The 26786-nt window shown below is 50.2% G+C and carries 23 protein-coding genes and 1 other annotated feature; of the genes, 5 read left to right on the top strand and 18 right to left on the bottom strand.

Features of this window, described 5'->3' with window-relative positions; translation table 11 throughout:
* Positions 1–92: 92 nt before the first annotated feature.
* The 8 genes from M1L66_RS13020 to M1L66_RS12985 form a co-directional block, all read right to left on the bottom strand.
* Complete coding sequence (locus tag M1L66_RS13020; RefSeq protein ID WP_002600062.1) at positions 93–572, bottom strand: zinc ribbon domain-containing protein; 480 nt, start codon at positions 570–572, stop codon at positions 93–95.
* A 58-nt stretch (positions 573–630) separates the two neighbouring features.
* The gene (locus M1L66_RS13015; RefSeq protein ID WP_187020794.1) at positions 631–2823 is read right to left on the bottom strand and encodes a DUF6449 domain-containing protein; all 2193 of its coding nucleotides are present in this window, start codon (positions 2821–2823) and stop codon (positions 631–633) included.
* A complete protein-coding gene (locus tag M1L66_RS13010) occupies positions 2798–3697 on the bottom strand; it encodes an ABC transporter ATP-binding protein (RefSeq protein ID WP_187020796.1) in 900 nt (299 codons plus the stop codon). Before M1L66_RS13010 ends, M1L66_RS13015 begins: the two co-directional genes overlap by 26 nt.
* Positions 3663–4088: a GntR family transcriptional regulator gene (locus M1L66_RS13005; RefSeq protein ID WP_187020797.1), complete on the bottom strand. Its 426-nt coding sequence runs from the start codon at positions 4086–4088 to the stop codon at positions 3663–3665. Before M1L66_RS13005 ends, M1L66_RS13010 begins: the two co-directional genes overlap by 35 nt.
* 106 nt (positions 4089–4194) lie before the next feature.
* Positions 4195–5094 (bottom strand): DUF4397 domain-containing protein, encoded by a 900-nt coding sequence (locus tag M1L66_RS13000; RefSeq protein WP_187020799.1) that lies wholly within the window; start codon positions 5092–5094, stop codon positions 4195–4197.
* 101 nt (positions 5095–5195) lie between these two features.
* On the bottom strand, positions 5196–6581 hold the full coding sequence (locus M1L66_RS12995) for an MATE family efflux transporter (RefSeq protein WP_187020801.1): 1386 nt from the start codon (positions 6579–6581) through the stop codon (positions 5196–5198).
* 253 nt (positions 6582–6834) lie between these two features.
* Entirely contained in the window at positions 6835–10371 is a 3537-nt protein-coding gene (nifJ, locus tag M1L66_RS12990; RefSeq protein WP_187020803.1) for a pyruvate:ferredoxin (flavodoxin) oxidoreductase, read from the bottom strand.
* 239 nt (positions 10372–10610) lie between these two features.
* Positions 10611–12386 (bottom strand): VanW family protein, encoded by a 1776-nt coding sequence (locus M1L66_RS12985; RefSeq protein WP_187020805.1) that lies wholly within the window; start codon positions 12384–12386, stop codon positions 10611–10613.
* A 181-nt stretch (positions 12387–12567) separates the two neighbouring features.
* Between M1L66_RS12985 and M1L66_RS12980 the strand changes: the two genes are divergently transcribed.
* Together M1L66_RS12980 and M1L66_RS12975 are read left to right on the top strand one after the other, a co-directional pair.
* Entirely contained in the window at positions 12568–13431 is an 864-nt protein-coding gene (locus M1L66_RS12980) for a PHP domain-containing protein (protein ID WP_434693433.1), read from the top strand.
* Between the two features lie 34 nt (positions 13432–13465).
* Complete coding sequence (locus M1L66_RS12975; RefSeq protein ID WP_187020809.1) at positions 13466–13720, top strand: hypothetical protein; 255 nt, start codon at positions 13466–13468, stop codon at positions 13718–13720.
* Here M1L66_RS12975 and M1L66_RS12970 read toward each other — a convergent pair.
* The 4 genes from M1L66_RS12970 to M1L66_RS12955 form a co-directional block, all read right to left on the bottom strand.
* A complete protein-coding gene (locus M1L66_RS12970) occupies positions 13717–14790 on the bottom strand; it encodes a P1 family peptidase (RefSeq protein ID WP_187020811.1) in 1074 nt (357 codons plus the stop codon). The genes M1L66_RS12975 and M1L66_RS12970 overlap by 4 nt on opposite strands.
* 135 nt (positions 14791–14925) lie before the next feature.
* Positions 14926–15096: a hypothetical protein gene (locus M1L66_RS12965; RefSeq protein ID WP_434693429.1), complete on the bottom strand. Its 171-nt coding sequence runs from the start codon at positions 15094–15096 to the stop codon at positions 14926–14928.
* The gene (locus tag M1L66_RS12960) at positions 15086–16264 is read right to left on the bottom strand and encodes an AI-2E family transporter (RefSeq protein WP_187020814.1); all 1179 of its coding nucleotides are present in this window, start codon (positions 16262–16264) and stop codon (positions 15086–15088) included. The genes M1L66_RS12965 and M1L66_RS12960 overlap by 11 nt, the downstream gene beginning before the upstream one ends.
* A gap of 4 nt (positions 16265–16268) precedes the next feature.
* Positions 16269–17429, bottom strand: coding sequence for an alanyl-tRNA editing protein (locus M1L66_RS12955; RefSeq protein ID WP_434693427.1), 1161 nt, complete (start codon positions 17427–17429; stop codon positions 16269–16271).
* A 153-nt stretch (positions 17430–17582) separates the two neighbouring features.
* Between M1L66_RS12955 and M1L66_RS12950 the strand changes: the two genes are divergently transcribed.
* Complete coding sequence (locus tag M1L66_RS12950) at positions 17583–17837, top strand: keratin associated protein 6-2-like protein (RefSeq protein WP_081034236.1); 255 nt, start codon at positions 17583–17585, stop codon at positions 17835–17837.
* Positions 17838–17982: 145 nt separating this feature from the next.
* On the opposite strand, the gene M1L66_RS12945 is transcribed toward M1L66_RS12950, so the two are convergent.
* Positions 17983–18132, bottom strand: a complete 150-nt coding sequence (locus tag M1L66_RS12945) for a hypothetical protein (RefSeq protein ID WP_167437694.1) — start codon at positions 18130–18132, stop codon at positions 17983–17985.
* Positions 18133–18206: 74 nt separating this feature from the next.
* Here M1L66_RS12945 and M1L66_RS12940 point away from each other — a divergent pair, with 74 nt between their 5' ends.
* Complete coding sequence (locus M1L66_RS12940) at positions 18207–18758, top strand: hypothetical protein (RefSeq protein WP_055655798.1); 552 nt, start codon at positions 18207–18209, stop codon at positions 18756–18758.
* A 38-nt stretch (positions 18759–18796) separates the two neighbouring features.
* The gene (locus tag M1L66_RS12935) at positions 18797–19078 is read left to right on the top strand and encodes a hypothetical protein (RefSeq protein WP_187020818.1); all 282 of its coding nucleotides are present in this window, start codon (positions 18797–18799) and stop codon (positions 19076–19078) included.
* Positions 19079–19089: 11 nt separating this feature from the next.
* Here M1L66_RS12935 and M1L66_RS12930 read toward each other — a convergent pair whose 3' ends face one another.
* The 5 genes from M1L66_RS12930 to M1L66_RS12910 form a co-directional block, all read right to left on the bottom strand.
* Positions 19090–19896: a L,D-transpeptidase family protein gene (locus M1L66_RS12930; RefSeq protein WP_187020819.1), complete on the bottom strand. Its 807-nt coding sequence runs from the start codon at positions 19894–19896 to the stop codon at positions 19090–19092.
* Between the two features lie 214 nt (positions 19897–20110).
* The gene (locus M1L66_RS12925; protein WP_002600082.1) at positions 20111–20497 is read right to left on the bottom strand and encodes a hypothetical protein; all 387 of its coding nucleotides are present in this window, start codon (positions 20495–20497) and stop codon (positions 20111–20113) included.
* A 195-nt stretch (positions 20498–20692) separates the two neighbouring features.
* Complete coding sequence (leuS, locus tag M1L66_RS12920) at positions 20693–23107, bottom strand: leucine--tRNA ligase (RefSeq protein WP_434693421.1); 2415 nt, start codon at positions 23105–23107, stop codon at positions 20693–20695.
* 117 nt (positions 23108–23224) lie between these two features.
* Positions 23225–23473: a binding site (T-box leader), on the bottom strand.
* Between the two features lie 76 nt (positions 23474–23549).
* Complete coding sequence (locus M1L66_RS12915) at positions 23550–24455, bottom strand: CPBP family intramembrane glutamic endopeptidase (RefSeq protein ID WP_187020823.1); 906 nt, start codon at positions 24453–24455, stop codon at positions 23550–23552.
* A gap of 227 nt (positions 24456–24682) precedes the next feature.
* The gene (locus M1L66_RS12910; protein WP_434693419.1) at positions 24683–26785 is read right to left on the bottom strand and encodes an elongation factor G; all 2103 of its coding nucleotides are present in this window, start codon (positions 26783–26785) and stop codon (positions 24683–24685) included.
* Position 26786: the final 1 nt, after the last annotated feature.

Below are 26786 nucleotides of genomic sequence, written 5' to 3'. Positions count from 1 at the left end.
CGGACAAAGGGGCCGCAAACCGTAACCAAAAACAGAGTGCCATACGGTCCCCCGCACAGCACTCCTGATACCTTCACTCTTTTTAATTATGTTTAATACTCTTCCGTCGGAACAAATGCATCCTCTTCCGCAGCAGGAACGCCTGCCGGGCGCTCTGCTTCTTCCTCGGAAGCCGCCTGTTCTTCCGCAGCAGCGTCCACGTCTTCGCTTTCCGCCGCTTCTTCCTTAATCGAAGCACCGCATTTGCCGCAGTATAAGGAATCCTTCGGAACCTTTGCGCCGCAGACTGCACAGATCCGGCTGCCTTCGCTCTGGGTCAGTTCAATCTCCAGGGCTGCTATCCGTTCCCTGCAGGCCTTAACAGCATCGTATACCTTGGCATAGGCCTCTTCCGGCTCACGGTTGGATTCGTAATAAATCCGTCCGATGGCGGCATAGGCTTCCTCCAGCTTCGTCTTCTCCGTGCTGATCTGCGTCTTTAACTGTATCGTCTCCGTAAGTGCCTTTGCCTTTGTGGCCACTTCTTTACCGGTATCCGTAAGGGTCTTTCCCAATTCTTCCAAAAATGCCATACGTAGTTCCTCCTTTGACTTGTCACTCTTACTATTTTATCGTCATTGGAGGAAAAAGTCAATCAGAGACAGTTTCCACTTCTCTGTTAAAACGCTCCGACTCCTTCTTTAAGAATTCCGGCATATCTGCTTTGCGGATGCTGTAATCGTGGCTGATCTGCCCGCTGCTGCCCTTCACCACCGCTTCAAATGTGATCCGGTCATCCCATTCACTGAACGGGTTCATATTCGAATAATCCTCCAGCCTAGCCGTCTCCATCAGAGCTGCCACTTCTTCTTTATCCGTAACCGTAAGCTGAGAAGTAATATCCTTATCGTAGTATCTCGAGTCGTCCTTCTTCGCCAGCTGATAGAGATCAATATCGGCTCTTATCACCTCGCCCGCATCGGTCACAGTAGTCAGCCTGATGCCGCAGTCCTCCAGCAGTCCAATGGTCTTCTGAAAGGACGGGTATACCGGGTAGTAGCCTCTGTCCATCACATTGTTGTATCTCCAGGAATAACCGTTCTTTTCCTTTGATTTTTCCGCCTGCACCTGTATATCAGTCATAAACTGAATCTGGGCGATCGGATTCTGCTGCTCCATCACGTCTGAAGTCAGGCCCGCCATCTCCTCCTGATAGGTGCGGAGTATCAGATCGACGTAATCCATTCCCTCTTTACTGCTGCCCCGTGTCACATCTCTGGTCCAGCTGTTCTGTACTACCTTGATCTTTCCGGTATTCTCCGGAGTCTGTTCCAGCACCGGATAAGCCGCCATGCGGTAATCCTGGCTGTCATAGATCTTCCTGATGAGATCGTACTCCTCATCACCGTAAACAGCATAGGAACGGTACACTTCTCTGCCATTCTTCAGTTTAAACTTCACCGAGAAACTGACGTAATGATCTCTATCCTCAGAATCCCACTGATACTGACGCTTTTTCTCTTTTTCCACCTGGCTGACCGCCTCTGAGACGAGATCCAGCGCCGTGTCCATATCGGAGAGCTGCATACGGGAGAAGATGTATGTGTCGGAAGACTCGTAATCCCAGTAATACTCATCTTCATCGTCCATTTTCGCACTTCCGTAGTCCACCCAGTATTCCATATTCGTCAGGGAGACTGCCACGGATTCCAGATCCGACTGCTTCGGAATGTACTTGTCGTAGCCAAATAAGTCAAAGCGGAACCCACAGAATATCAGCGCCGCGGCAAGTGCGCACACCGCCATGGAAATCCTGCTGGAGAACAGCTTCCTGAAATCAAAGTGGTAAATGATTTCGATTATACAGTGCGACAGCAGCAGGCCGCAGATCAGTCCAAACACCGCCCATCCGATACTGTCATGCAGATACCAGAAGAACAGTCCGCCGCAGAGTGCGGAGAGGATTACAATCGGAATGCGGATGATTGGCTGGCTTACCTTAAACGCCATCGCCTTTCCGGCCGCCTCCGAACCTCTCACACGGTAAAGCAGAACCGCTGCCGCCGTTATCGCCGCGATAACGAGAATCACCGCGCAGATCCTTAATACAAGGCTTCCGCTCTTCGCCCCATCCATAAATGCCGAATAGTTGCTGATATACAGCGTCAGCGCAGAGCATTTATCGAGCAGCCTGTATGTGATACTGCTTCCGCCGTTATAGCTGGTCTTAAAGAATTCCTGATACAGCGCATCCAGAAGCAGGAGCAGCGCCGGAAAATACAGATGGAACACGCCGGTTCCCAGGATTCCCACCAAAATATTGCCGGTCATCACCATGGCCAGCACGGTCACGGAATACAGCATGATAAAGTGAAGCAAAAGGAAGCCAAACGCCCCCAAAGCCTCCGGAACGATATCCCCGGGGACGATTCCGTTCAACAGGGCAACCAGTATGCCCAGCAGTAAATTGACCGCATATGTAGAAAACAGGATCAGCACTCCGTCCAGATAATTCACAAAAAACAGCTTTTCACGCTTTACCGGAAGCGAGTGGTAGAAATCCACTTTTTTTCTGGAATGCAGCCAGGAAAAACTGGTCACGCCCAGAATCAGTGACAGCAGCACGATAATCACTGCTATGAATCCATTTTGAAAGCCGAGGATCGACCGGGCGCCATACATCAGGCCGTAGTACGTTTCCTCCATGTTTCTGCTGCCGCTGAGACTCAAAGCCGTAGCCACCGGCATCGCAAAGAAGAAGGTTAAGAAGGTGAGCGCCACCGCCCAGAGGCGCCGCTTCAAGTCCTCTTTCATCAGATTAAAGAATAAGTTTTTTGATGTCATATCCTGCCACCTCCGTCTCACTGATAAATATCTCTTCCAGGGACAATGGAATAATCTCATAAAATACCGGACTATAGGACTCCATCAAAGCTTCTGCCTCTTCCCGGCTTCCCCTCACGGTGATGGTTATAAGCTTTCCTCTCCGCTCCGTCTTAAGCCGGTCGAATGCCACTAAATCATCCGCGTCCATTCCCTCTCTCAATACGCACTGAATCTTATGAATATTGAGTTTCATATCATCCAAATCCCTGGACAGCAGGATTCCTCCCTTGTGAAGAAGTCCCACATGGTCACAAATATCCTCCAGCTCCCGCAGATTATGGGAAGCAATAATAGGAGTCAGATTCCGCTCCGATATGTCGCCTGCAAATATGCTCTTCACCGCCTGCCTCATCACAGGGTCCAGGCCGTCAAACGTCTCGTCACAGAATAAGTAATCCGTATTCGCACAGATTCCGCAGATCACAGACAGCTGCTTCTTCATACCCTTGGAAAATGTATTGACCTTTCTCCTGCCGTTTAATTCGAAACCAGACAGCAGCTTGTGAAATCTGGTCTTATCAAACTTCGGATAGACACGGCTGTAGAACTCCATCATCTCCAGCGGAGTCGCATTGCTGAAAAAATACTGTTCATCCGATATGTAGAAGAACCGCTGCTTGACGTCCTCCCTCTCAAATACATTCTTCCCATCGATCGTGACGCTTCCCTCATCGGGTTTTAAAACGCCGCTCATCATCCTTAAAAATGTGCTCTTCCCCGCCCCGTTCGTCCCGATTAAACCGAACACGGAGGCGTCCTTAATCTCTGCATTAATATGATCCACGGCAATCATATCATCAAACCGTTTCGTCAGATTCTCCGCTTTTATCACGCTGCTCTTCCTCCCTTACCATAGATTTTTGTCCCTTCCAGTCCTCAGCAACCCAGCAGTGAACCTTATCTTCCGTCACCCCTGCGTTCCTCGCCTCACAGAGCCAGCCGCCCAGCTCTTTCCGCAGCTCGCTCACCTTTAGAGCCCTGATGGAACTCGTATCCGATACGAAGCTTCCCCGCCCCTTTACGGAGTAAATAAAGCCGCGTCGTTCCAGTTCCGCGTAAGCCCGCTGTATCGTGTTGGGATTAATGGACAAATCCGTGGCCAGACTCCTGACCGACGGAAGCTGGCTGTCCTGTTCCAGAACACCGCATATCATCAGGTCCTGCAGCTTTTCCACGACCTGCTCGTAAATCGGCCTGCGGTCTTTGTAATCCAGCAGAATCATATGGCACCTCCTATACTGTATTAATACATCTAATACACTCAGTATACACGAACACCCCCGGTTTGTCAACCGGAGGTGCAAAAAAAACAGTAACAGGAGTCATCCATTAATTTCGTCTGTCTTCCACAATCAGAATCCGGATCGCATCCTGAGAATTGTTCCAGTTAAACACATAGAGTGTATAGGAGACATTTCCTCTGATATAGATATTGGAGGTCAGAAGCGGGCTTCCCGCAAACGCCGAGCTGTTGGAGACGGAAACCGTATAGTATCCGGCCGGCAGATATCGGAAGCTGGTCACCTCGCGGTAATTCACATTGCGGAAGGTAACCGCGCCGCCGTTCAGGGTGACGTTGACGCTGCGGTTCGTATTGGATAAGTTGCATACACGGAAGCATCCTGTATTCACTCCGCCGTTGCAGTTCATATCCGTGATCTCCATTAAATCCAGGCCGGTATTCGTATTGATGATGGCTACGGTAACTGCACCGTTTAACGGAACGTTGATCTGCTTCTGGATGTAGACGTAGCCGTTCTGTCCCGATACGGTGACGGTCTGCATGCCGGCGGATACGCGGCCGTACTGGCTGACCTCCGCGTTGTCCAGACCGTTTACCACCATCTGATTGTTGATGTAAATTATGAATGGATTATATCCGGCGGCGGCATTTAAGAACCGTACGACGCCGTACTGAGTGGTATTGCAGAAGTAACAGGGAATGATCGGTCTCGGGAAAACGGTGATGATCGAACCCCAGATGCCATTGTTCGGTCTCTCGGGAAACGTTGGAATCGGTCCGCCCTCTCCGGGGTTTGGCAGCGGAATCACCGGAGTCTGGCTCTCGTCAAAATCAGGAATCGGCCCGCCTTCGCCTGGATTCGGCAGCGGAGCTACCGGGAAATTTCTCTCGTCTTCTCCATCCGGTACCGGTCCGCCCTCGCCTGGGTTTGGCAGCGGAATCACGGGTGTATCTTCATCATTCTGCATATAAGATAAAGTGTCCATATTGCCCCTCTTTTATGTTTATTATACTTTAAGTTTATTCCACCTTATCTTCCCAGTGCCTGTACCGGAGCAAATTTATCTTAAATTATGTAAAATATTTTCTAAGAGGCCGTAACTGCGTCCCCATTTTGATTATTTCTGCCCATAAGCCTGCGCAGACGCCCCATCACATGGCGATAGGCCGGAAGCAGAAACAGATCCGCCGCCACCCAGGCGATGGGATTGGCAAAGCATACAGCTGCGTATCCAAACACCGGAACGAGACAGAATCCGACAAAGGACCGCGCCGCCATCTCACAGACTCCCGCGATGATGGCAAATTTCGAATAACCCAGCCCCTGAATCATGAATCTCACGATATTGACGAGGGCCAATGGGAAATAGAACAGGCTGTTGGCAACCAGGAACTGCTTCGTATTCGCTAAAATCTCCACTTCCCCCGTATCCACAAACAGCAAAGCCACCACATCGCTGAAGAGCCAGAGCCCGGCCAGCGCAATCACCGAATAGACAGCACCGATGATAATACAGGACTTGATCCCCTTGTCGATACGGTCCAGCTTTCTGGCTCCGATATTCTGGCCTCCATAGGTAGCCATGGTGGCTCCCATGGCATCAAAGGGGCAGCAGAAAAACATACTGATCTTTCCTCCGGCCGTGACAGATGCAACCGCCACCGAACCCAGGGAATTGACCGCGGTCTGTAAGATAACGCTTCCGATGGCCGTAATGGAATACTGAAGTCCCATGGGAATTCCCATGCCGCACAGCGTCATCATGGCATTCTTATCCGGCTTCCACTCGTCCCCCTGCATTTTTAAAATCGTAAACTTCTTTCTCATGTAGAGCAGGCAGAGAACGCCGGAGACGCCCTGAGATATCACCGTCGCCCATGCGGCTCCCGCCACGCCCATATGCAGGACGAGAATCGTAAAGAAATCCAGGAAAATATTCATAATAGAGGACATCAGCAGAAAAATAAGCGGCGTGGTACTGTCACCCAGAGACCGGATAATTCCGGACAGAATATTATAAAGGTATGTAGCCGGTATTCCCAAAAATATAATAAAAATGTAAGAGTATGCCCCATCGATAATGTCCGCCGGCGTATTCATCCAGATAAGGATATTCCTGCACAGCACACAGACCACGGCTGTCATCACGACCGCAAAGATCAAAGCCAGCCAGCCTCCATTGGCGACAAACCGCCGGAGCGCGACCTCGTTCTTCTCTCCGAACTTCTGTGCCACCGGAATCGCAAAGCCGCTGCATACACCGACGCAGAACCCGATAATCATAAAATTGATCGAGCCGGTGGATCCCACCGCCGCCAGCGCATTCACGCCCAGATACTTTCCAACGATAATGGTATCAACCATATTATACAGCTGCTGAAACAGCAGACCGAACAGCATGGGAATCAAAAAGCTCAATATAAGCTTCATCGGCGAGCCGGTTGTCATATCCTTTGTCTGCTTCTTTGCCATCGTTTTCTGTCCTCACTTGTTTATTCAGATTTTCTGTTCACCGCACCACAAAAGCATGATGCTACATCAACATAATTTACACGCAGTGCGAAGAATTTGCAAGCGAAATTTTTCCATTTTACCCCGTATTTTTCCATTTTCGTGAAATTTATCACATTACACAAAATATCCGCCGGATCCGCCCAAAATATAGGACTTCTTTCGTGTCAAAAAAAACGCCCGGGCATACCGCCCGGGCGCAGTCCTTCAAATCTTATTTATCACCATACAGTGTAACAAGCTTTGTCAGATAATCATATCTTTCCTTCGCATCTGCCTCGTTCTTAGCGAACAGATCAGCTGCTCTCTCAGGATTCTTCATAGCTAAGGAAGCGTAACGAACCTCGCCCTTTAAGAATTCCTGATAATCTCCTGTCGGAGCCTTGCTGTCCAGAGAGAATTTCTTCTCAGCAGCCGGGTTGAAACGGAAGTTATTCCAGTATCCACACTCAACAGCCAGTTTCTCTTCTGTCTGAGCCTTGCTCATGCCCTTCTTGATACCATGGTTGATACATGGAGCGTAAGCAATGATTAAGGACGGGCCCGGATAAGCCTCTGCCTCTGCAATGGCCTTAACGGTCTGTGCATAGTCAGCACCCATGGAGATCTGTGCTACGTATACATAGCCATAGCTCATTGCGATGCTTGCAAGGTCTTTCTTCTTAACTTCCTTACCGCCGGCAGCGAACTGTGCAACAGCGCCTGTCTTGGTAGCCTTGGAAGCCTGTCCGCCTGTGTTGGAGTAAACTTCTGTATCGTATACCATGATGTTGATATCCTTGCCGCTTGCAAGAACGTGATCAACACCGCCGAATCCGATATCGTAAGCCCAGCCGTCACCACCGAATACCCACTGGGATTTCTTTCCTAAGAAATCTTTGTCTTTCACGATGGCTTTGCAGGTCTCACAGTCACAGCCTTCTAATGCAGCAACTAACTTATCGGTTGCAGCACCGTTGGTTGCGCCGCATGTAAAGGTATCTAAGTATTCCTTGCATGCTGCTTTCACTTCCTCAGAAGCTGCTTCAGAGTTCATAACGGACTCAACTTTTGCCTTTAAGCCGTCTCTGATCGCGTTCTGAGCTAATAACATACCGTAACCGAACTCAGCGTTATCTTCAAATAAGGAGTTGGACCATGCAGGACCCTGTCCCTTTTCGTTTACTGTGTAAGGTGTGGACGGTGAAGAGTTGCCCCAGATAGAAGAACATCCGGTTGCGTTGGCGATGTACATTCTGTCACCGAATAACTGGGTAATTAATTTTGCGTAAGGAGTCTCGCCACAGCCCGCACATGCGCCTGAGAATTCAAGTAATGGCTGTTTGAACTGGCTTCCCTTAACAGTGGTAGGTTTGAATTTGTCGATAACTTCCTGCTTGATCGGAAGAGTCTGACCGAAGTCATATACCTTCTGAGATTCTGCGTAGTTTGCTTCCATGTTGACCATGGTAAGAGCCTTCTCGCCCTTCTTGCCAGGACATACGTTCGCACAGGAGCCGCATCCGGTACAGTCAAGAGCGGATACTGTCATGGAGAACTTGTAGCCAGGCATGCCTGTCATATCAAGCATCTTTGTTCCTTCTGGAGCCTGTGCAGCCTCTTCAGCTGTCATGGCAGCCGGACGGATTACTGCATGAGGACAAACGTATGCACAGAAGTTACACTGGATACAGTTGTCTGGATTCCAGTTAGGAATATTAACAGCGATACCACGTTTCTCATACGCGGAAGAACCGGATGGTGTGGAACCGTCTACATACTCTGTAAATGCGGATACTGGTAAGGAATCGCCCTCCTGAGCGCTGACCTTAGCCTGGATGTTGTTAACGAAGTCTACAACGTCCTTGCGGCCGGTGGTTGCGTGAGTCATGTCAAGACCTTCGTCTCCGCAGGACTTCCAGCTCTCCGGAACCTCTACCTTAACAACGCCCTTAGCGCCTGCATCGATCGCTGCCCAGTTCTTCATAACAACATCTTCGCCCTTACGTCCGTAGGTAGCCTTTGCAGCTGCCTTCATCAGTTCATTTGCCTTCTCAGCAGGAATGATTCCTGTCAGCTCGAAGAATGCGGACTGTAAGATTGTGTTGATACGTGTCGGGCCCATGCCGGTTTCGATACCGATCTTAACACCGTCGATGGTATAGAGGTTGATGTTGTGATCAGCGATGAACTTCTTAACCTGTCCAGGTAAATGCTTCTCAAGGCCTTCTGCATCCCATGGGCAGTTCAGTAAGAATGTACCGCCGTCCACTAATTCCTGAACCATGTTGTACTTACGTACATAGGACGGATTGTGGCATGCTACGAAGTTTGCCTTATGGATTAAATAGGTAGATTTAATCGGCTTATGTCCGAAACGCAAATGGGACATGGTAACACCGCCAGACTTCTTGGAGTCATAATCGAAGTAAGCCTGCGCGTACATATCCGTGTTGTCACCGATGATCTTGATGGAGTTCTTGTTAGCACCTACCGTACCGTCGGCGCCAAGACCCCAGAACTTACAGTTGGTTGTTCCTTCCGGAGTAGTAACCAGCGGAGCACCTGTCTCAAGAGATAAATGAGTAACATCATCAATGATGCCGATGGTGAAAGGTGTCTTTGTCTCGTTATCGAATACAGCAACGATCTGAGCCGGTGTTGTATCCTTGGAGCCTAAGCCGTAACGTCCGGTTAATATCTTAACCTGATCGAACTTGGTTCCTCTTAAAGCTGCCACTACGTCTAAGTATAACGGCTCGCCAAGGGATCCTGGCTCTTTTGTTCTGTCTAATACGGAGATCGTCTTAACGGTATCCGGGATTGCTTCAACAAGAGCGTCTGCGCAGAATGGTCTGTAAAGACGAACCTTCACAACACCAACCTTCTGTCCCCGTGCTACCATGTAGTCGATGGTCTCTTCGATTGTATCGTTTACGGAACCCATGGATACGATTACGTGCTCTGCATCCGGAGCGCCGTAGTAGTTGAACAGCTTATAATCGGTACCGATCTTAGCATTGACCTTGTCCATGTATTTCTGAACGATAGCCGGTAATGCTTCGTAATATGGATTACATGCTTCTCTTGCCTGGAAGAAGATATCCGGGTTCTGAGCAGAACCTCTCTGGCAAGGATGGTTTGGATTTAATGCATGACGACGGAACTCGTCCACTGCGTCCATGTCAACCATCTCTTTTAAATCTTCGTAATCCCAGGTCTCCACCTTCTGGATCTCATGAGATGTACGGAAACCGTCAAAGAAGTTGATGAACGGAACTTTTCCTTCAAGAGCTGCCATATGTGCAACAGGAGTTAAATCCATAACTTCCTGAACGCTGGATTCGCATAACATTGCGCAGCCGGTCTGACGGCATGCGTATACGTCGGAGTGGTCACCAAAGATTGATAAAGCATGGCTCGCAACTGCACGTGCGGAAACGTTGAATACACCCGGTAACTGCTCGCCTGCGATTTTATAAAGGTTCGGGATCATTAATAACAGACCCTGGGATGCTGTGTAGGTGGTGGTCAGCGCACCTGCAGATAAGGATCCGTGAACAGCACCTGCTGCACCTGCCTCAGACTGCATCTCTGTAATCTGTACTGTATGACCGAAGATATTGGTTCTTCCGTCGGTTGCCCATTCATCTGAAGCTTCCGCCATAGGTGAGGATGGGGTAATCGGATAGATAGCCGCTACATCAGTAAATGCATACGATGCATGTGCTGCTGCGTGGTTACCATCCATGGTTTTCATTTTTCTTGCCATTTTTGATTTCCTCCTACAAATGTGAATATTGTATAGTTTGGTTCCCCGAAGGGATAGTGACCTGTTTACTATTATAACAATTATTTAACAAATTGCAAATAAGAAAAATGGAAAATTACGTACTATTTTAGGAACAATTCCGCGAAACACCGGGAACTGCCCGCTGCAGGCGGCTGCCTGTCGTTTTTAGGCCAGTAAAAGGACCGGATAAAAATTTTATCCGGTCCATAAATCGTCCTTTAACTCAGCGGACTCGGAGGAACTACGTTCTGTCCCGAGCTGTTTCCGCCCGGCCCCTCCGGCTGTACCGCCTGGGTCGTGGTTGGCTGTGGTGCCGATGTCGGCTGCTCTCCCGGCCCTTGTCCGGGTACCGTATCGGGCTGGGCAGTAGTCGGCTGGGTCGGCGCTGTCGGCGCCGGAGTATCCGTTCCTCCGGAAGGTGATGTCTCTCCCTCCGAGGTGGCGATGGTGCTGCCTCCTGAAGAAGACTCATCCGTGGCAGGGACTACCACGCCTGATGTGTTGCGCTTGATTGTTGCGGGCTTGCCGCGGTATGTGCTGTTGTGGAAGAACTCGTCGCTTACCACAACGCCGTCCTTTTTCGTCACCATATTCGTCACCCAGCGGCTTCCCTTTGTCTCTGCCTTGACAATCTTCTCTTCTCCCGGCTGAAGGGTCTGATCCTCTTCGTAAACCGGCGCCGGAGCATCCAGTTCCGCTGTCTTCTTGGAGGTCATGGAAAGTGTAACTCCCTTTTCCAGAATCGGGATTCCTACAACGGAAATCTTCAGCTTCCTGTCTGCAAAGCTGGCTCTGAGGGCAATTGCCGTCGAAGAGGTGTTGATAAATTTCATATCGGGTCCGCCAAAGCTTACCATAGCGTCCTCGCCCGGCGTTACATAAGAGGGCTCATAGCTGTGCGCATGGCGCTCTGTCGTCGTAAGACCGGAGAAAATGACTGCGTTGTAGAGCGTGGAGGAAACCTGGCATACGCCGCCGCCCGGCTCTTCCACCAATTCGCCGTTTACATAGGCACCGGCCGGCCGATACCCCTTGGCCTCGGAACGCTCTCCCGTGGCCTTATTGAAAGAAAACTCCTCGCCTGGCTGTAAGATCAGGCCGTTAAGCGCTTCGGCAGCCAGTTCGATATTCTTGTTTCTGTCCTTGTTAGCCGTGGTTGTGGTGGTATAGGTTCCAATCACCTGATACAACTCCTTGGCCTGTGCCTCCGTGATCTCTGGAGCCGTCTCCTTGCCGGTAGCTTCAATCACAGCGCTGAAATTTTTATCCTTTAACTGAGCCAGAATATCGGAAACCAGCTTCTCCTGGTCGATCACCAGACCATTCTGCTCTCCCGAGTAGATAAACTTCCCTGCTTCCTTGTCAAAACCGGATACGGAACCGTTCTTGGCCTTCACGTCCCACTTGGCGGCGGCCTTTTTGGCCTCTTCCGCGGCCGCTTCGTCCAGTCCGTTCATATCCAGGGTATAGCTTTCCTTCGGTTCGCCCGTATAGATATCGCCTAAAAGGGTATCCACCTTCGTCTCCAGCAAATCGGCGACCTCATACGTATCATCCTTATACGTAATCTTCATGCCCCACTCATACTTGTCCAGAATCGCCTTTTTCGCCTGTTCTCTGGACATTCCGGTGATGGAGATCCCGTCTACGGAAACCTCCTTCTTAAGCTCCGGCTCCGGCTGGCTCGTCGTCTCGCCCGTCTCCACCTCGGCAGGCCTGCTTCCTACGAACTTCACTGCCGCCATAATCACGATCACGGCAACCACCGCGATAATGATCCCCAGCAGAATCTTCGTGATATCATACTGCGGACGCTTCTTCCGCTTTGACCCCCTTCCCGAACCGCCCCGCGGCTGGTAGGAACTCTTATATCTTGAGGACTGGCCCCTGCTTCCCTGGCTTGTCTTTCTGGAAGCTCCCGTTCCTGTCTTCCGTGTTCCCTGAGAGGAATAAGATCTTGATGTTCCACTCTGTCTGTTGCCTGTCTGACTCATCTATTTCACCTTTTCACATGATAGTGTATATTACATTGAGTAGTATACCATACTTTGTGGGAAATGCTATTACAAATTTATGAATTTTCTTAATTATTTTTCGTCGTTTTTCAACATTTTACAGAACGTAAAAAACATGTTACTATAGTATTACTAAAGTATTTCAAATTGGAGGTAACTCATGGAACTCATCGATCTGCACGTTCATTCTAATGCCTCGGATGGCACGCTATCCCCGGCCGCCGTCGTCGCTCTGGCCGTGGAAAACGGGCTTACCGCCATCGCTCTGACCGACCACGACACCATTGCCGGCATCCCACAAGCTATGGAGGCCGCCCTAGGCCTTCCCATCGAAATCATTCCCGGCATCGAGCTCTCCTGCCACTATGAGGGCGAAGAGATCCACGTTCTGGGACTGTATGTAAATCCGGATGATCCCGCGTTTCTCCGGGAAACCGACCGTCTCCTCATACTCCGTGAAAAACGCAATGACGAGATGATCCGCCGTTTTTCGGAGAACGGCATGGTACTGACCAGGGAAGAGCTTACCGCCGGCAATCCCGATACGGTCATCACGAGGGCCCATTTTGCCCGCGTCCTGATGGAAAAAGGATATGTCTCCTCCATGGACCAGGCATTTAAAAAGTATTTAAAATACGGCGGCCGCTGGTGTCCAAAGAAAGAGACCATCGAGCCCTCCTACGCGCTCAGGATCCTGACCGACTGCGGAGCGTCTCCGGTCCTCGCCCATCCATACCAGTACCATCTCGGCGATGCAAGGCTGGAAGCACTGGTCGCTTCGTTAAAAGAAGACGGACTGGCCGGCCTGGAAGTCTACCACTCGTCCAACAATCAGTACGAAAGCGGAAAGCTCAAGAAACTGGCCGTCAAATACGGTCTGTTCCCCACCGGCGGCTCCGACTTTCACGGGGCCAACAAGCCGGATATCGACATCGGATGCGGCCGCGGCAATCTGCGCATTTCCGCACTGCTTCTGGACGACATCAGGCAGGCGCGGGCCAAGAACATAAATTCAAGAGCATAAATTCAAGAATATAAATATTGAGAGGATTTTTATTATGGAAGAATTATACAGAACCATCGAAGATACGATCAAAAACTCCGGCTGCCCGTTCCCTGCCAACGGAGAAGAAATTTACAATGAAATCTGCGACGAGATCGAAAACAGGGAACCGGGTGCCTACGTCTTTTTCTCTAAGAAGACGGATGATACATTTTTTGAATACAGACTTCAGATTTTTGAGGACAACTTTAACTTAAGCAGCATCGATATCCATATAGCGGACAAGAACTACCACGTTGATTTCGATTAATTTATCGAATCTGCCGCTGCCAGATCCGCGGTGCTGAGTCCTGACAGCCATAAGTCCGTCAGGGAGTATCGTATCTCCCCCTGATAGCCGACTGTTGTCGACGCCATGGCCAGTGAATTTAATACTGCTTCTTCCACAGCTTCCGCCGCGGCCGTAAAGGCCGTGTCCAGGAGGCTTTCTTTTAAAATCCGGATGGTCAAGATCTCCGGTTCCCTCTCTTCCGAAATCCGGTTTGCCGTCGTAAAACCGATCATTATGTCGCCGCTCCCGTGTCCCATGAAGGATCCGATCCGGCTGAGCCCTACTCCGGCTCTCTTAATCACCCGCTTTAACTGCCGGTCGGAGAGCGGCAAATCTGTCGCAATTACAGTCATGATGGATCCCCGGTCCAGCAAAGCCGGCTTCGTCTTCTTCTCCAGTTCTCTTCCCACCATCGCCCCGCAGATCATTAAATTCTTCGTGCTGCCAAAATTCGACTGCACCAACGCACCAACCGTATACGTCTTTCCTCCGAGCGGAAACTGCCTGGATGCGGAACCGATACCGCCCTTTAAGCCGAAGCAGACGGTTCCCGTTCCGGCGCCGACAGCGCCCTCTTCAAAATCCCGTTTCGCCTCCCGGACCGCCGTCCGAACCTCCTCTAAACCGATGATCCGCTCTTTTATCAGATTTAAGCCGGAATCGTTGCACTCTCCCACCACTGGATTGATGGTGGTTACCTGGATTCCCTCCCGCTCACACTGCTCCGACATCATGTCGACCACCGCGTCATGCACCTTGCCCACATTGAGCGTATTGGTCAATGCGATAAATGTCTCTAACGTACCCAGTTCTTCCATCTGAACCAGCCCCTGGCTCTTTCCGAAGCCGTTGTGGATGTAGGCGGCGGCTGTCAGCTTGTTTTTATAAGGGTTGTCTTCACACGGCAGAATCACCGTGACTCCCGTCTTGTGCTCCGCTGTATTCACGGTGGCATGGCCCACCGTCACGCCTGCAACATCGGTAATCTTATTAAGGGGTCCCGGCTCCATTTCGCCCGGAATAATCCCGTATGCGCGGATTCTTTTCATCACTCTTTCCTTTCCAATGCGTATTTTCTGTTCTTATTATACATAAAAGTGACCGGCTAACCGGCATTTTCGGAATCTTTTCACCATGTATCCCGGAAAAACGTTGTTATAATCCAGACGTAGGAAATGGTAAGGTTACATAGCATCGAACTCGTAGCCCATGAGCCGGAAGACGCAGATCGCCTGATCAAGTACATGTATCAGGGGGAATAAAACCTGGCCCGTGTATGAAAAGCCTGCCGGATAAAGCGGCCGGAAGCAGACCGATTTTATCGTTCTGCTTCCGGCTGCTTTATCATTTTGCACGTCCGGGCTCCGGCTGCGGCTGCGCCTTTCCACGGTTCTTTTTCTGCTCCTGATTTTTCTTTTCCAGTCTCGCGTAAACCGTTCCGCGGAGCAGAGAATACAGAACCGAACAAAGCGGAATAAAGATCAGCATGCCGGCGATTCCCATAGCGCTGCCGCCGATGGTAACCGCAACGAGGACCCAGATGGACGGAAGTCCCACCGAGTTGCCCACCACATGGGGATAGATTAAATTTCCTTCAATCTGCTGAAGGATAAAGAACACCGCCACAAACAGAAGTGCATCGAGCGGCTTCACCATCAGCATCAGGAACGCTCCGATCACGCAGCCGATAAACGCTCCGAATATGGGAATCAGCGCGGTAAACGCGATCAGCACTCCGACTAACAGCGCATAGGGCAGCCGCAGAACGGACAGTGTGATGAAGAACATGGTTCCCAGAATCACCGCCTCGAGGCACTGACCGGTCAGGAAGTGGGAAAATGTATTGTATGCCAGATCTGCAACTGACAAAATATTTTCCGTGACCCGGTCCGGCAGAAACGCCCGCATCAGCTTCTTCATCTGAGCCGAAAGCGTCTCCTTCTGAAGCAGAATATAGATCGCGAATACCAGGGCGATTCCAAATGTGGTCACGCCGCTGACTATGGAGACCGCCGCTGTGATCGTTGAATTCAGCACTGTGCTGGCTCCTGAGGAGAGGAATCCGATCACATCCTCGGAGAAGGATTTCCAGTCAATCTGGATTCCATTGATATAATCCAGGATTTCCGGATTCTGGGCAAATAAGTCTTCCGCTCCCTTCTTCACCCCTGCCAGGAAGACCGGTATACTGTTCTGCAGACTCATAAATGTCTCGAACAGCTGTGGCATAACGACGAAAATAACTAAAAGCAGCAGACCTACCACAAACAACAGGGTAAGAACCAGGCCGATCGGACGGCGCAGTCTGTTATTTTCCTTCATGGGAAGCAATTTCTCAATCCTGCGCATGGGGACGTTTAAGATAAACGCCATGACTCCGCCCAGTAAAAACGGTGAGATGAACCCGAAAATCATCATAAACACCGCAAAAACACGCCGGTAGTTCACGCCGATCACTACAACCGCCACGGTAAATACGATAAGCCATCGCAGCTTCTTTATGTTGCTGTCATTTAATTCCATAAATTTACTCCTTTACCCGTTCTGTAAATGTTTCCAGAATCTCCTGTTTCGCTGCCTGAAAGGTACCCTGGGCCATCAGGGAGCTTCCGCCGCCTTTTCCGTTTAATTCTTTGTTTAAGTATTTGCTCAATTCCCGCATGTCGGAACTGCTGCTTCCTGCCGCATACTGGTAGCTGCCTTCCGTACCGGAGCAGACCAGGACCACGCTTCCTCTGCCGCCCTCATAGAGCATGGTGCAGTACTGGCGAAGCTGAATCGGCGCCAGCCCCTCCTCGAATACCGCCAGAGGCTTTTGGCTGGGCTCAAGCTGTTCCATTCTGGCCGCAAACAGTTCCTGATACAGCTGGTTGATCTTCCCATCCTTCATACCGCTTTCACTCTTTAACTTCTCCACGGTTTCCGTGACTTTCTCCGGCTTGGCTGAAAGCAGCACGGACAGCTCCGTCACCGTCTTCTGTTTCTTCTGGTAATCCTTAAGGGCGTCCATACCGCAGAGCATGGAAACCCGGATACCGCCTTTGTAGTGAATCATGCCGGTGATCTTAAAGATGCCGATCTCTCCAGTGGTCATGACATGGGTGCCGCAGCATGCGCAGACATCGCCGTCCGGAATCTCGATGATACGCACCTGTCCGGTCAGCTCCTTCTTGCTTCTGTACTCCATGGCGTCCAGCTCCCCAGCGGTTGGATACAGCTCCAGAACCGGCAGATTCTCTGCGATTTTCCGGTTGACCTCATTTTCTACCGCCTCCAGCTCTTCCGCCGTGAGCACTCCGTTAAAGTCAACGGTCACCTCTTCGCTTCCCATATGAAATCCCACATTATCGAACCCATACTTTTTATGTACCAGTCCTGAAAAAATATGTTCTCCCGAATGGTTCTGCATGTATCCAAACCGTCTCTCCCAATTGATGGTACCTGTAACGGCTGTCCCTGCCTCTAAGGGTCCATCGGTCTCGTGAATAATCTCCCCCGCCTTTTCATGGACATCCAGTACCTTCACGGATCCCAGGCTTCCGGTATCTCCGGGCTGACCGCCGCCCTCCGGATAAAAGCCTGTCCGGTCCAGAGTCACCTGGAATCTGCCGTTCTTCCCCGTCCGGCAGTCTGTCACCACCGCCTCGAACGATTTTACATAGGGCCGTCTATAATATAATTTCTCCATATAATCTACCTCTTTTCCCGTTTGTAACTAATTATACACAAGTATTGGATAAGTTCAATCATATGAATTCTAAAATTTTACGAAAAATGTGGAAACAGTGGCAAGCAGGGTCACATACATTTAAGTGTAAACAATTTATTTGGAGGAACAAATATGAGTGATCTGGCAGCAACAAATTGTGGATGTGGATGTGGCTGTGAATGCAACAATGGAGGAAGTGGATGCAACTTTATCTGGTTGATCCTGATTCTGTGCTGCTGCGGCGGCGGTGGTTTCGGAGGCGGCTGCGGCTGCGGCGGCGGAAGTAACTGCGGCTGTGGCTGTGGCGGAAGCAACGGATGTGATTTCATCTGGATCATCCTTCTTCTGTGCTGCTGCGGAGGCGGCGGTGGTGGATTCTGCTGCTAATACATGCAGAGAAAACATTTCCACAAAACATAAAGACTGCGGTCCGGATATTCCGGGCCGCAGTTTTTTTGGTGTAACAGGGCAATTTCCTGTTACACCAAAATCCCTTCGGGCAGGATGCGCGCTCCGGGCAGGCGGCGGTATATCACCGCCTCTGATTCTTCTCCTGCCCCGGCGCGGCCAGCGGATTTTCTCCATTTCCCCCGCGGCCGGGATTTCTGCCCTGTTTTCTCTTTACGCACTCGTCGTCAATTTCATATACTGCATTGCCATCTATAATTAAACGATTTCTCATGTTTATCACTCTCCTGTAATACTAATATATGCGGCCGCATATATTGTCAACAAGAAAAGTAAGGATATCATGTTATGAACAACGAAAAAAATTCCCAGCCAGTTGACCTGGATTCCTTAATCGGTGATAACCATTTACAGATGATGAAGGCCGCCCTCCCCTATATGAGCGTGACCGAGCAGCGTTTTATCTCTCTCTTTGTCAAATTCAATGAGCTTCGCCGCACCGTAAAGCTGTTTGAGGACGAGGAGGTGGCTGCCATGGGCATCTGCTCCACAGGAGAAGACACCGAGAAGCCGGCTTCCCCCATCGATATGCTGGGCGCCATCAAACCGTTTGGTACACCGACAGAACAGGATTTAATCGATCTGATCATGAACTTTTTCCAGGGCTTTAAGCTGGCAGGAGCAGTATCCGACGCGGTTCCCGGGTCCATGGTACCGGATCCCGAGCCCACTGAAAATACGGCCAGGCAGGCACAGTCACAGACACCGCCTCCTCACCGCTCCGGCGGACCGTTCGGACGCATGTCCTTCGATCAGATCAAGAACTTTATTCCTCAGGAGCAGCAGTCCCGTCTGGAGACCATGCAGCTCATGATGTCTGCCATGCAGCAGATGAACTAATTCACCGCTACATACAAAGAAAGGAAGTTTACCGCCCTATGAATACCAACTGGAAACAGGATCCCCGCTTAAAAGGCATGGACCAACAGAAACTTGAGCTGCTGACTACATTCGCCCAGGAGGTGGAATCCGCGCCGAAGGAACAGCTGATGTCCACGATCCTCACTCTCAATTTAAAGGCCAATGAAAAAGGCATCCATTTTTCCGATCAGGAGACGGAGCTGCTCGTCTCGATCTTAAGCGGGGGAATGAGCCCCGCCGAACGGAAACGCATGGATACCTTACGCATGATTTCTAAAAATTTGTCAAAACGGAAATAAGACTCACGCCATTACTCCTGCTCCAACTGGCTGATATCGGAAACAATGACAATCCTGGTCTCTTCATCGACGCTCGTCACCAGCTTTTTCATGTACTCCTCGGACACCTTGACACAGCCCGAGGTTCCGGTGTCAGCCGCTCCATTCATGCAGTGCAGAAAGATGGCGGAACCCTTCCCAGGCACGCGGTCACTGTTGTAGTCGAGCGCCAGTCCATAGTTGTAGAACGGAACCATGGCGGCCATATGCTCCGCCGACTTCCAGTCTTTTTTTGTGCTGCTGGAATCCACCAGCTGGTTATAATGGCTGCTGCCAGGGTCATCCACCCAGTAATCGGTATCCGTCAGCTGGTGATACGGCAGAATACTGCCCGGGTTTTCCTTCACGCCAAAGGCCATGGTAAAACGGTACGTTCCGAGGGGAGTCTTCTTATCCCCTTCCTTCTTATCGCCCGTCGCTCCGTTCTTTCCATATCTCCCCGCAGTCACAAATTCTTCCGTCCAGATACCCTTATCATCCTTCGTATGATAGGAAAGGCTGATATCCGCCTCCCCCTGTCCCACCACCAGGATCAGACTGTCCGTTTCCGAGGCGGCCGGTATGTTTCCCATAAGTTCCTGCTCCTTATCGGACGCCTCTGTGTTGATATCCTTCAGGCCGATTCCAGGACCTGTCTCCCCTTTTCCGTTTATTCCCACCATGGCCTGTCCAGTCAAGCGTCCATCCGTCTGACCATACACAGCCGTTCCAGCGGCGCCGGCGTACGCAAAAAGGACCGCCCCTGTCATGACCAGCAAATATTTCTGATATCGTCTCATTCGTAATTCCTCCGATTATCATATCTTATGCTGTCATTATACACGGTACGGTCCCTTTTGTCATGCCTGAACGGCTATTTTGTAACAGTTCATACGGCTTATCTTCTTGACCGAAAAAGCCGGCATCCGATGTAAAAATCAGTGCAAAAACGGTCTTATAAGCAAGCTTAACGCCCGCCTTTGCACTGATTTTTCCGCCGTCTGAACTGTTACGTTATTTTAATCTTACAACATGCTGACAATATATGTACACATTCTTAATTTTTTTAGCCTGCTCTCCTTCTTCCCCCAAAATGATCGGCTGTGTGCCGGATGGTGTAATGTACAGCTTAAATGCAATTCCATCCTGACCTACCTTCATCTGCCTGACCGGACGGTACTCGAACGTCCTGCGCTCAATTCCCAGATATTCGTAAATGGCATTCTCCAAATCCTTGTCTTCAAAGCATTTGGCAATATCCTCTTCCGCATTCATATCCAGAATAGCTTTCGCTTCATCAAACGTCAGATTTGCAAACCGGAAATCCCCGTCTCCCAGTATATAGGCCAGAGTCTCATTATCAAGAAGCAACAATGGGTAACCTACGCTCGACTGCTCCATAAAATACCTCCTTATCTCCGTTTATTATAACAAAGTTCTCAATTATCTGCTAGTATTATCATATCTATTTTTCTCTCATTTGTCAATATTTTCTGATTTTTTTATTTTTGTTCGTTAATTATCAAACTATTATGTTTGATTTATTCTCACAACACAAGACACCCTTCGGCTTCCGCCTCCGGGTGTCTGTAACTGCTATTTGCAAACAATATTGATAATTCTTCCTGGCACATAGATTTCCTTGACAATCGTCCCAGTCAATTTATCCGTAACCAGCGCCTTGCCGGCCTCGATCGCATCCTCTTTGGCTGTACCGTCCGGAAGCGTTACGACCGCTTTCGTCTTTCCATTCACCTGCACGGCCACGGAAATCTCATCTTCCTTCATGGCTTCCTCATCGCATACCGGCCACTGGGCATGGAATACCGTATCGCTTCCCCCCAGCTGCTGCCACAATTCCTCTCCGATATGAGGCGCGAACGGAGCAAGCAGAATCACAAAGGTGCGGAGCGTCTCCCTGTCAATTCCTCCGGTCTTCTTCGCCAGCTCGATGAATTTGTTGTTATACTCCATAAATCCGGAGATTACCGTGTTTAAATTGAACTGGTTAAACCGCTGTTCGATATCAAAGATCAGCTTATTGCGGAGACGCACCATCTCTCTCGTCGGTTCGGTCTCCTTATCCTTGCTGTCCATGACGAGATTCCAGAAACGGTTCAAGAAACGGCTGACGCCTTCGATTCCCCTGTCGTCCCATTCCGCGTCCAGCTCCGGCGGACCGACGAAGAGTTCGTACATTCTCAGGGAATCACAGCCGTAATCACGGACCAGTTCATCCGGAGATACCACATTTCCCTTGGATTTGCTCATCTTGATACCGTTCTTGCCGGTGATCATGCCCTGGTTAAACAGCTTAGTAAACGGTTCGTCGAAATCGATGACGCCGATATCACAGAGGAATTTCGTGTAGAACCTGGAATAGAGCAGATGAAGCACCGCGTGCTCCACGCCTCCGATATACATATCGACAGGAAGATATTTATCCGCCTTTTCGCGGGAAACTAGCTCCTTCTCGTTATGGCTGTCCACATAGCGCAGGAAATACCAGGAGGAACCGGCCCACTGCGGCATGGTGTTCGTCTCCCGCCTGGCCGGAGCGCCGCAGACTGGACAGGTGGTGTTCACCCACTCGTCGATGGCAGCCAGCGGAGATTCTCCCGTTCCCGTCGGCTGATAACTTTCCACCTCCGGCAGAGTTAAGGGAAGCTGATCCTCCGGAACCGGGACATTGCCGCAGTGCGGACAGTGGATAATCGGAATCGGTTCGCCCCAGTAGCGCTGTCTCGAAAATACCCAGTCGCGCAGCTTGTAATTGACCGTCTTCTTACCAATTCCGCGCTCTTCAATCATCACGGGGGCTTCCTTCTTTAAGACGGAAGACTCCATTCCGTTCCACTCGCCGGAATTGATCATAATTCCGCTCGCCTCGGTATAGGCCTGTGTCATATGCTCGATCTCCACTCCGTCTTTCGCAATAACCTGAATAATCGGAAGATCAAATTTCTTTGCAAACTCAAAGTCTCTGTCGTCGTGAGCCGGCACGCACATGATGGCTCCCGTGCCGTAATCGGCCAGCACATAGTCGGAGAGCCAGATCGGCACCTTTGCACCATTTAACGGGTTGACGGCATAGCTGCCCGTAAATACACCCGTTTTTTCCTTATCCTGAAGACGGTCCACATTCGACTTCATGGAGGCTTCATAGATATACTTCTCCACCGCCTCCTTCGTCTCCGGCACGGCGAGACCGGCCGCCAGCGCATGCTCCGGGGCCAGTACCATGAAGGTCGCGCCGTACAGCGTATCCGGCCTAGTCGTATAGACTTTAATCGCGTCTTCCCGTCCGTCCACTTTGAAATCCACTTCTGCGCCGTAGGACTTGCCGATCCACTCTGTCTGCATCTTCTTGACCTTCTCCGGCCAGTCCAGCTTATCTAAGTCATCCAGCAGGCGGTCCGCGTAGGCGGTAATCTTTAACATCCACTGCCTTAAGTTTTTCTTCGTAACCGGTGTCTGGCAGCGTTCACAGCAGCCGTTCACCACCTCTTCGTTGGCAAGGCCTGTCTTACAGGAGGGGCACCAGTTAATCGGGAATTCCTTCTCATAGGCCAGCCCCTTCTTAAACATCTGAACAAAGATCCACTGCGTCCATTTATAGAATCCGGGGTCGGTCGTGTTGACCTCCATATCCCAGTCATATACCGCGGCGATCTCATTAATCTGACGCTTGATGTTGGCTACATTTTCAGCCGTGGATTTGGCCGGATGAACGCCCATCTTGATCGCATAGTTTTCCGCCGGAAGGCCAAAGGCATCCCAGCCCATCGGATGGATGACGTAATGTCCCTTTAAAATCTGATACCTGCTCCAGACGTCGGAGATCACATATCCCCTCCAGTGTCCCACATGAAGTCCGCTCCCCGACGGATACGGAAACATATCGAGACAGTAATACTTCGGTTTCTTCCCGTCATTGATATTTACGGGATTCTTTTTCCAGTTTTCGCGCCACTTCTTTTCAATTGCGCTGTGATTGTATGATGATGCCATAACAAACCATTCTCCTTCCTGATAAAAAATAAAATCCGGCTCCCTGGAATTCCGTAGGACAAACTTTCTTAGAAATAAAAAACGCGTCTCCACCGTCCAGGCCGCTCAGGCCATAACGATAGAGACGCGGATTCCTTCCACGCGGTACCACTCTATTTCATACAGAAGCTGTATGCACTTATCGGATACGCATTCATATCCTTCCCCCGATAACGGCTGGGATGCCGGCTGCACCTACACAAAAGCATCGCTTCCTTCAGTGAGCAACTCCAAGGCGAGTTCAGCCATCCTTCCCAACCGGCTCGCACCATACGCCGGCTCTCTGCATGTTCCAGACCGCTTACTGTTCCTCTTCACAGTATTTATGCTGACCATAAATGTATCACACTTGTGGGAACGTGTCAACCGCTATTTATCATTTCCCTGCAACTCCCACTCCTGCTTATGAAAACAGAAACAGTCCCACGGAGACAAAGAAAAAGAGGATCATGCCCAGATTTAAAAACAGGGTCTCAAACCGCCTTCCTCTCGGGATCGCCAGCATCGCGGGTTTTAAGTGGATCTCACGGCGGTAAAGGATCAGGAATACAACTCCCAGCACAACGGCCGCAATCATGAAGATGCCATAGGCCATGGCAAACCAGATATTATCTGCTGCATGAAGCGCTACAATCGATCCCATAAAATTGATCACCGCATGGAATATTACGGTATAACGCAGCTTTCCCGTGTTGATGTAGACGTATGCAAATACGACCCCCAGCCCGAAGGCATAGAAAAACTGATAAAAATTTCCATGGCTGAGCCCGAATAAGACACCCGACAGAACGATAGCCACCCGGTCGCCGTAATGAGCCACCCGGTCGATCAACAGCTTCCGGTACAGAAGCTCCTCAAATATGGGAGCCGCCACCACCGTCAACAGGAAAATTACCCACGTATCCAGATTCTCGATCAGCTCATTTACCGGATTTAAGAGAGGCTTGCCCTGGATTCCATTCACGATGCTCATGAGGACGGTTCCTATAATATTTCCAATGTACATAATGCTGATGCAGGCAAAAAAAGCAACCACCAGCCGCCCCGCGCCGAACGGCTGCCTCTGCGGCCTGCACGGCGTTCTCATGTCTTTCACAATGAGCCAGCATATCAGCGTTCCGAACAAATACATGGGAATCGAGCCCAGGAGCACGATCCACGTATTCCAGTCCCCCTTCCACCCCATTTTACCAAGAACTCCGAGTATCAGCCCCGCCTCCGCCTGCACCATAAGTCCCACCAGCAGAAATGCCGCGTATCCCACTCCGAGCCTTGAACACGTTTTCTTTATTTCTCTTAAGTAATCCATCCGGTCACTACCTCCTGACTCTTCTTACCATCACGATTCCAAGTTTATCACATCTGTCTCATGTTGACAAGAAATCTCAGGGGAAAGGAGAAAACCTGCGCAGGCCGGGGTAACAGTTCACTCCCCGCCTGGGGCTCCGCAGGCGGAAAATGAACTGTTACAAGTCGGGAATGGAAATGAGGCGGAACGATCTTCCGTCCCGCCTCTCAATATCTTTATTCTTTTTCTTATGCCTCGGTTCTGTCAACCTTGGAAGCACGCTCTTCCACTTCACGCTTCTGAACATCGCCAGGAGCCTGCTCGTAGCGGCTGAACTCATATTCATACGTTCCCATACCGCCTGTCATGGAGCGGAGGTCTGTATTGTATCCGAAAAGCTCAGACATCGGAACATCTGCTTCGATGATCTGCTTGCCGTTATGGTTGGAATTCATACCCAGTACACGGCCGCGTCTGCGGTTTAAGTCACCCATAACATCACCGGTGAACTTATCCGGAACAGTAACCTTTAAGGAGGCAATCGGCTCTAACAGAACCGGGTTCGCTTCCATAAAGCCCTTCTTAAACGCCAGGGTGGCCGCCATCTTAAAGGCCATCTCGGAGGAATCTACCGGGTGGTAGGAGCCGTCTGTCAGCGTTGCCTTCAGTCCGACAACCGGATAAGCTGCGAGAGGTCCTCTTAAAACACACTCTGCAACCCCCTTTTCAACAGCCGGGAAGTAGTTCTTCGGAACAGCGCCGCCGAATACAGTCTCCTCGAATACGTAAGGTGTCTCTAAATCGCCGGATGGCTCAAAGGTCATCTTAACATCGCCGAACTGTCCATGTCCGCCTGACTGCTTCTTATATCTTCCCTGAACCTCAACTTTCTTTCTGATGGTCTCACGGAACGCAAATTTCGGTTTGCTTAACTCGATCTCTACTTTATAGCGGTTTAACAGCTTGCTGACTACAACGTCCAGCTGCTGGTCGCCGATTCCGTATAACAGGGACTGACGGTTCTCTGTATCGGTAACTGCCTTTAAGGTCCAGTCTTCTTCTGTCAGCTTCGACAACGCGCTGGATACCTTATCGTCATCGCCCTTCGTCTTTGTTTTATAGCACATATACGTATACGGCGTGGAAATCTCCGGCTTATGGTATACGATCGGCGCGGAACGGAGCGCAATAGTATCTCCCGTCTGGGTTACGGATAACTTGGATACAGCGCCGATATCGCCGGCCTTCAATTCCGGAACCTCGATCACGTCTTTTCCTCTGAGCAGATAGATCTTTCCGATCTTCTCCTCTGTATCCTTGTTTACGTTATAGATATTGGAATCCGGTTTTAAGGTACCGGTACAAATCTTCATCAGAGAGTATTTGCCGATAAACGGGTCCACAATCGTCTTAAATACACGAGCGGAAAGTGATACGTTATCGTTATATTTGGCTGTAAAGCGCTCTCCTGTGGATACGTCCACACCGATACACTCGTAACGGTCCGGAGTCGGGAAGTACTTGTCGATTCCCTGAAGCACCATCTTCGCACCCTGTGCGTTAATGCCGGAGCCCAGCATAACCGGTACGATATTGCCTTCTATTACATGTTCCCGAAGTGCAGAAGAAATCTCTTCCTGAGTGAACTCATCGCCTGAGAAGTAGCGTTCCATATACTCTTCGCTCGTCTCCGCAACGGCCTCCATCAGCGCTTCACGCGCAATCCCCAGGTTCTTCTGTGAATATTCAGGAATCTCACATTCTTCATAGTCACTGTTCACCGTGAATCTGCGGCCCGCCATCTTTACGACGTTGACAAATCCGACGAACTTTTCATTCTCACGAATCGGAAGATGGAACGGTGCAATCTTTCTGCCGAACTCTTTTTCCAGTCTCAGCAGCAGTTCACGGTAGCTTGCATGATCGTCATCCATATTCGTTACAAAAATAATACGCGGCAGCTTATACTTTTCACAAAGTTCCCAAGCCTTATATGTACCAACCTCTATGCCTGCCTTGCAGTTCACTACGATAACCGCGGCGTCTGCAACGCTGATTGCTTCTTCTACTTCACCAACAAAATCGAAATAACCCGGCGTATCCAGCAAGTTAATCTTGATCGGACCGTCTTCACCCTGATACTCCAGCGGAATCAGAGTTGTGGAAATGGAGAACTGTCTCTTAATCTCTTCCTTATCATAATCGCTGATGGTGTTTCCATCGGTGATCTTTCCCATTCTGCTGACAGCTCCTGTAATCAGTGCCATCGCCTCTGCGAGTGTCGTCTTACCCGCGCCTCCGTGGCCGAGTAATACAACGTTACGGATTTGTTTGGTTCCATACACGTTCATA

This window comes from Hungatella sp. SB206 (assembly GCF_051132295.1).
Lineage (GTDB): Bacteria > Bacillota > Clostridia > Lachnospirales > Lachnospiraceae > Hungatella > Hungatella effluvii.
Note: the sequence above shows the minus strand (reverse complement) of the source record. Positions and strands in the feature narration are given on the sequence as shown.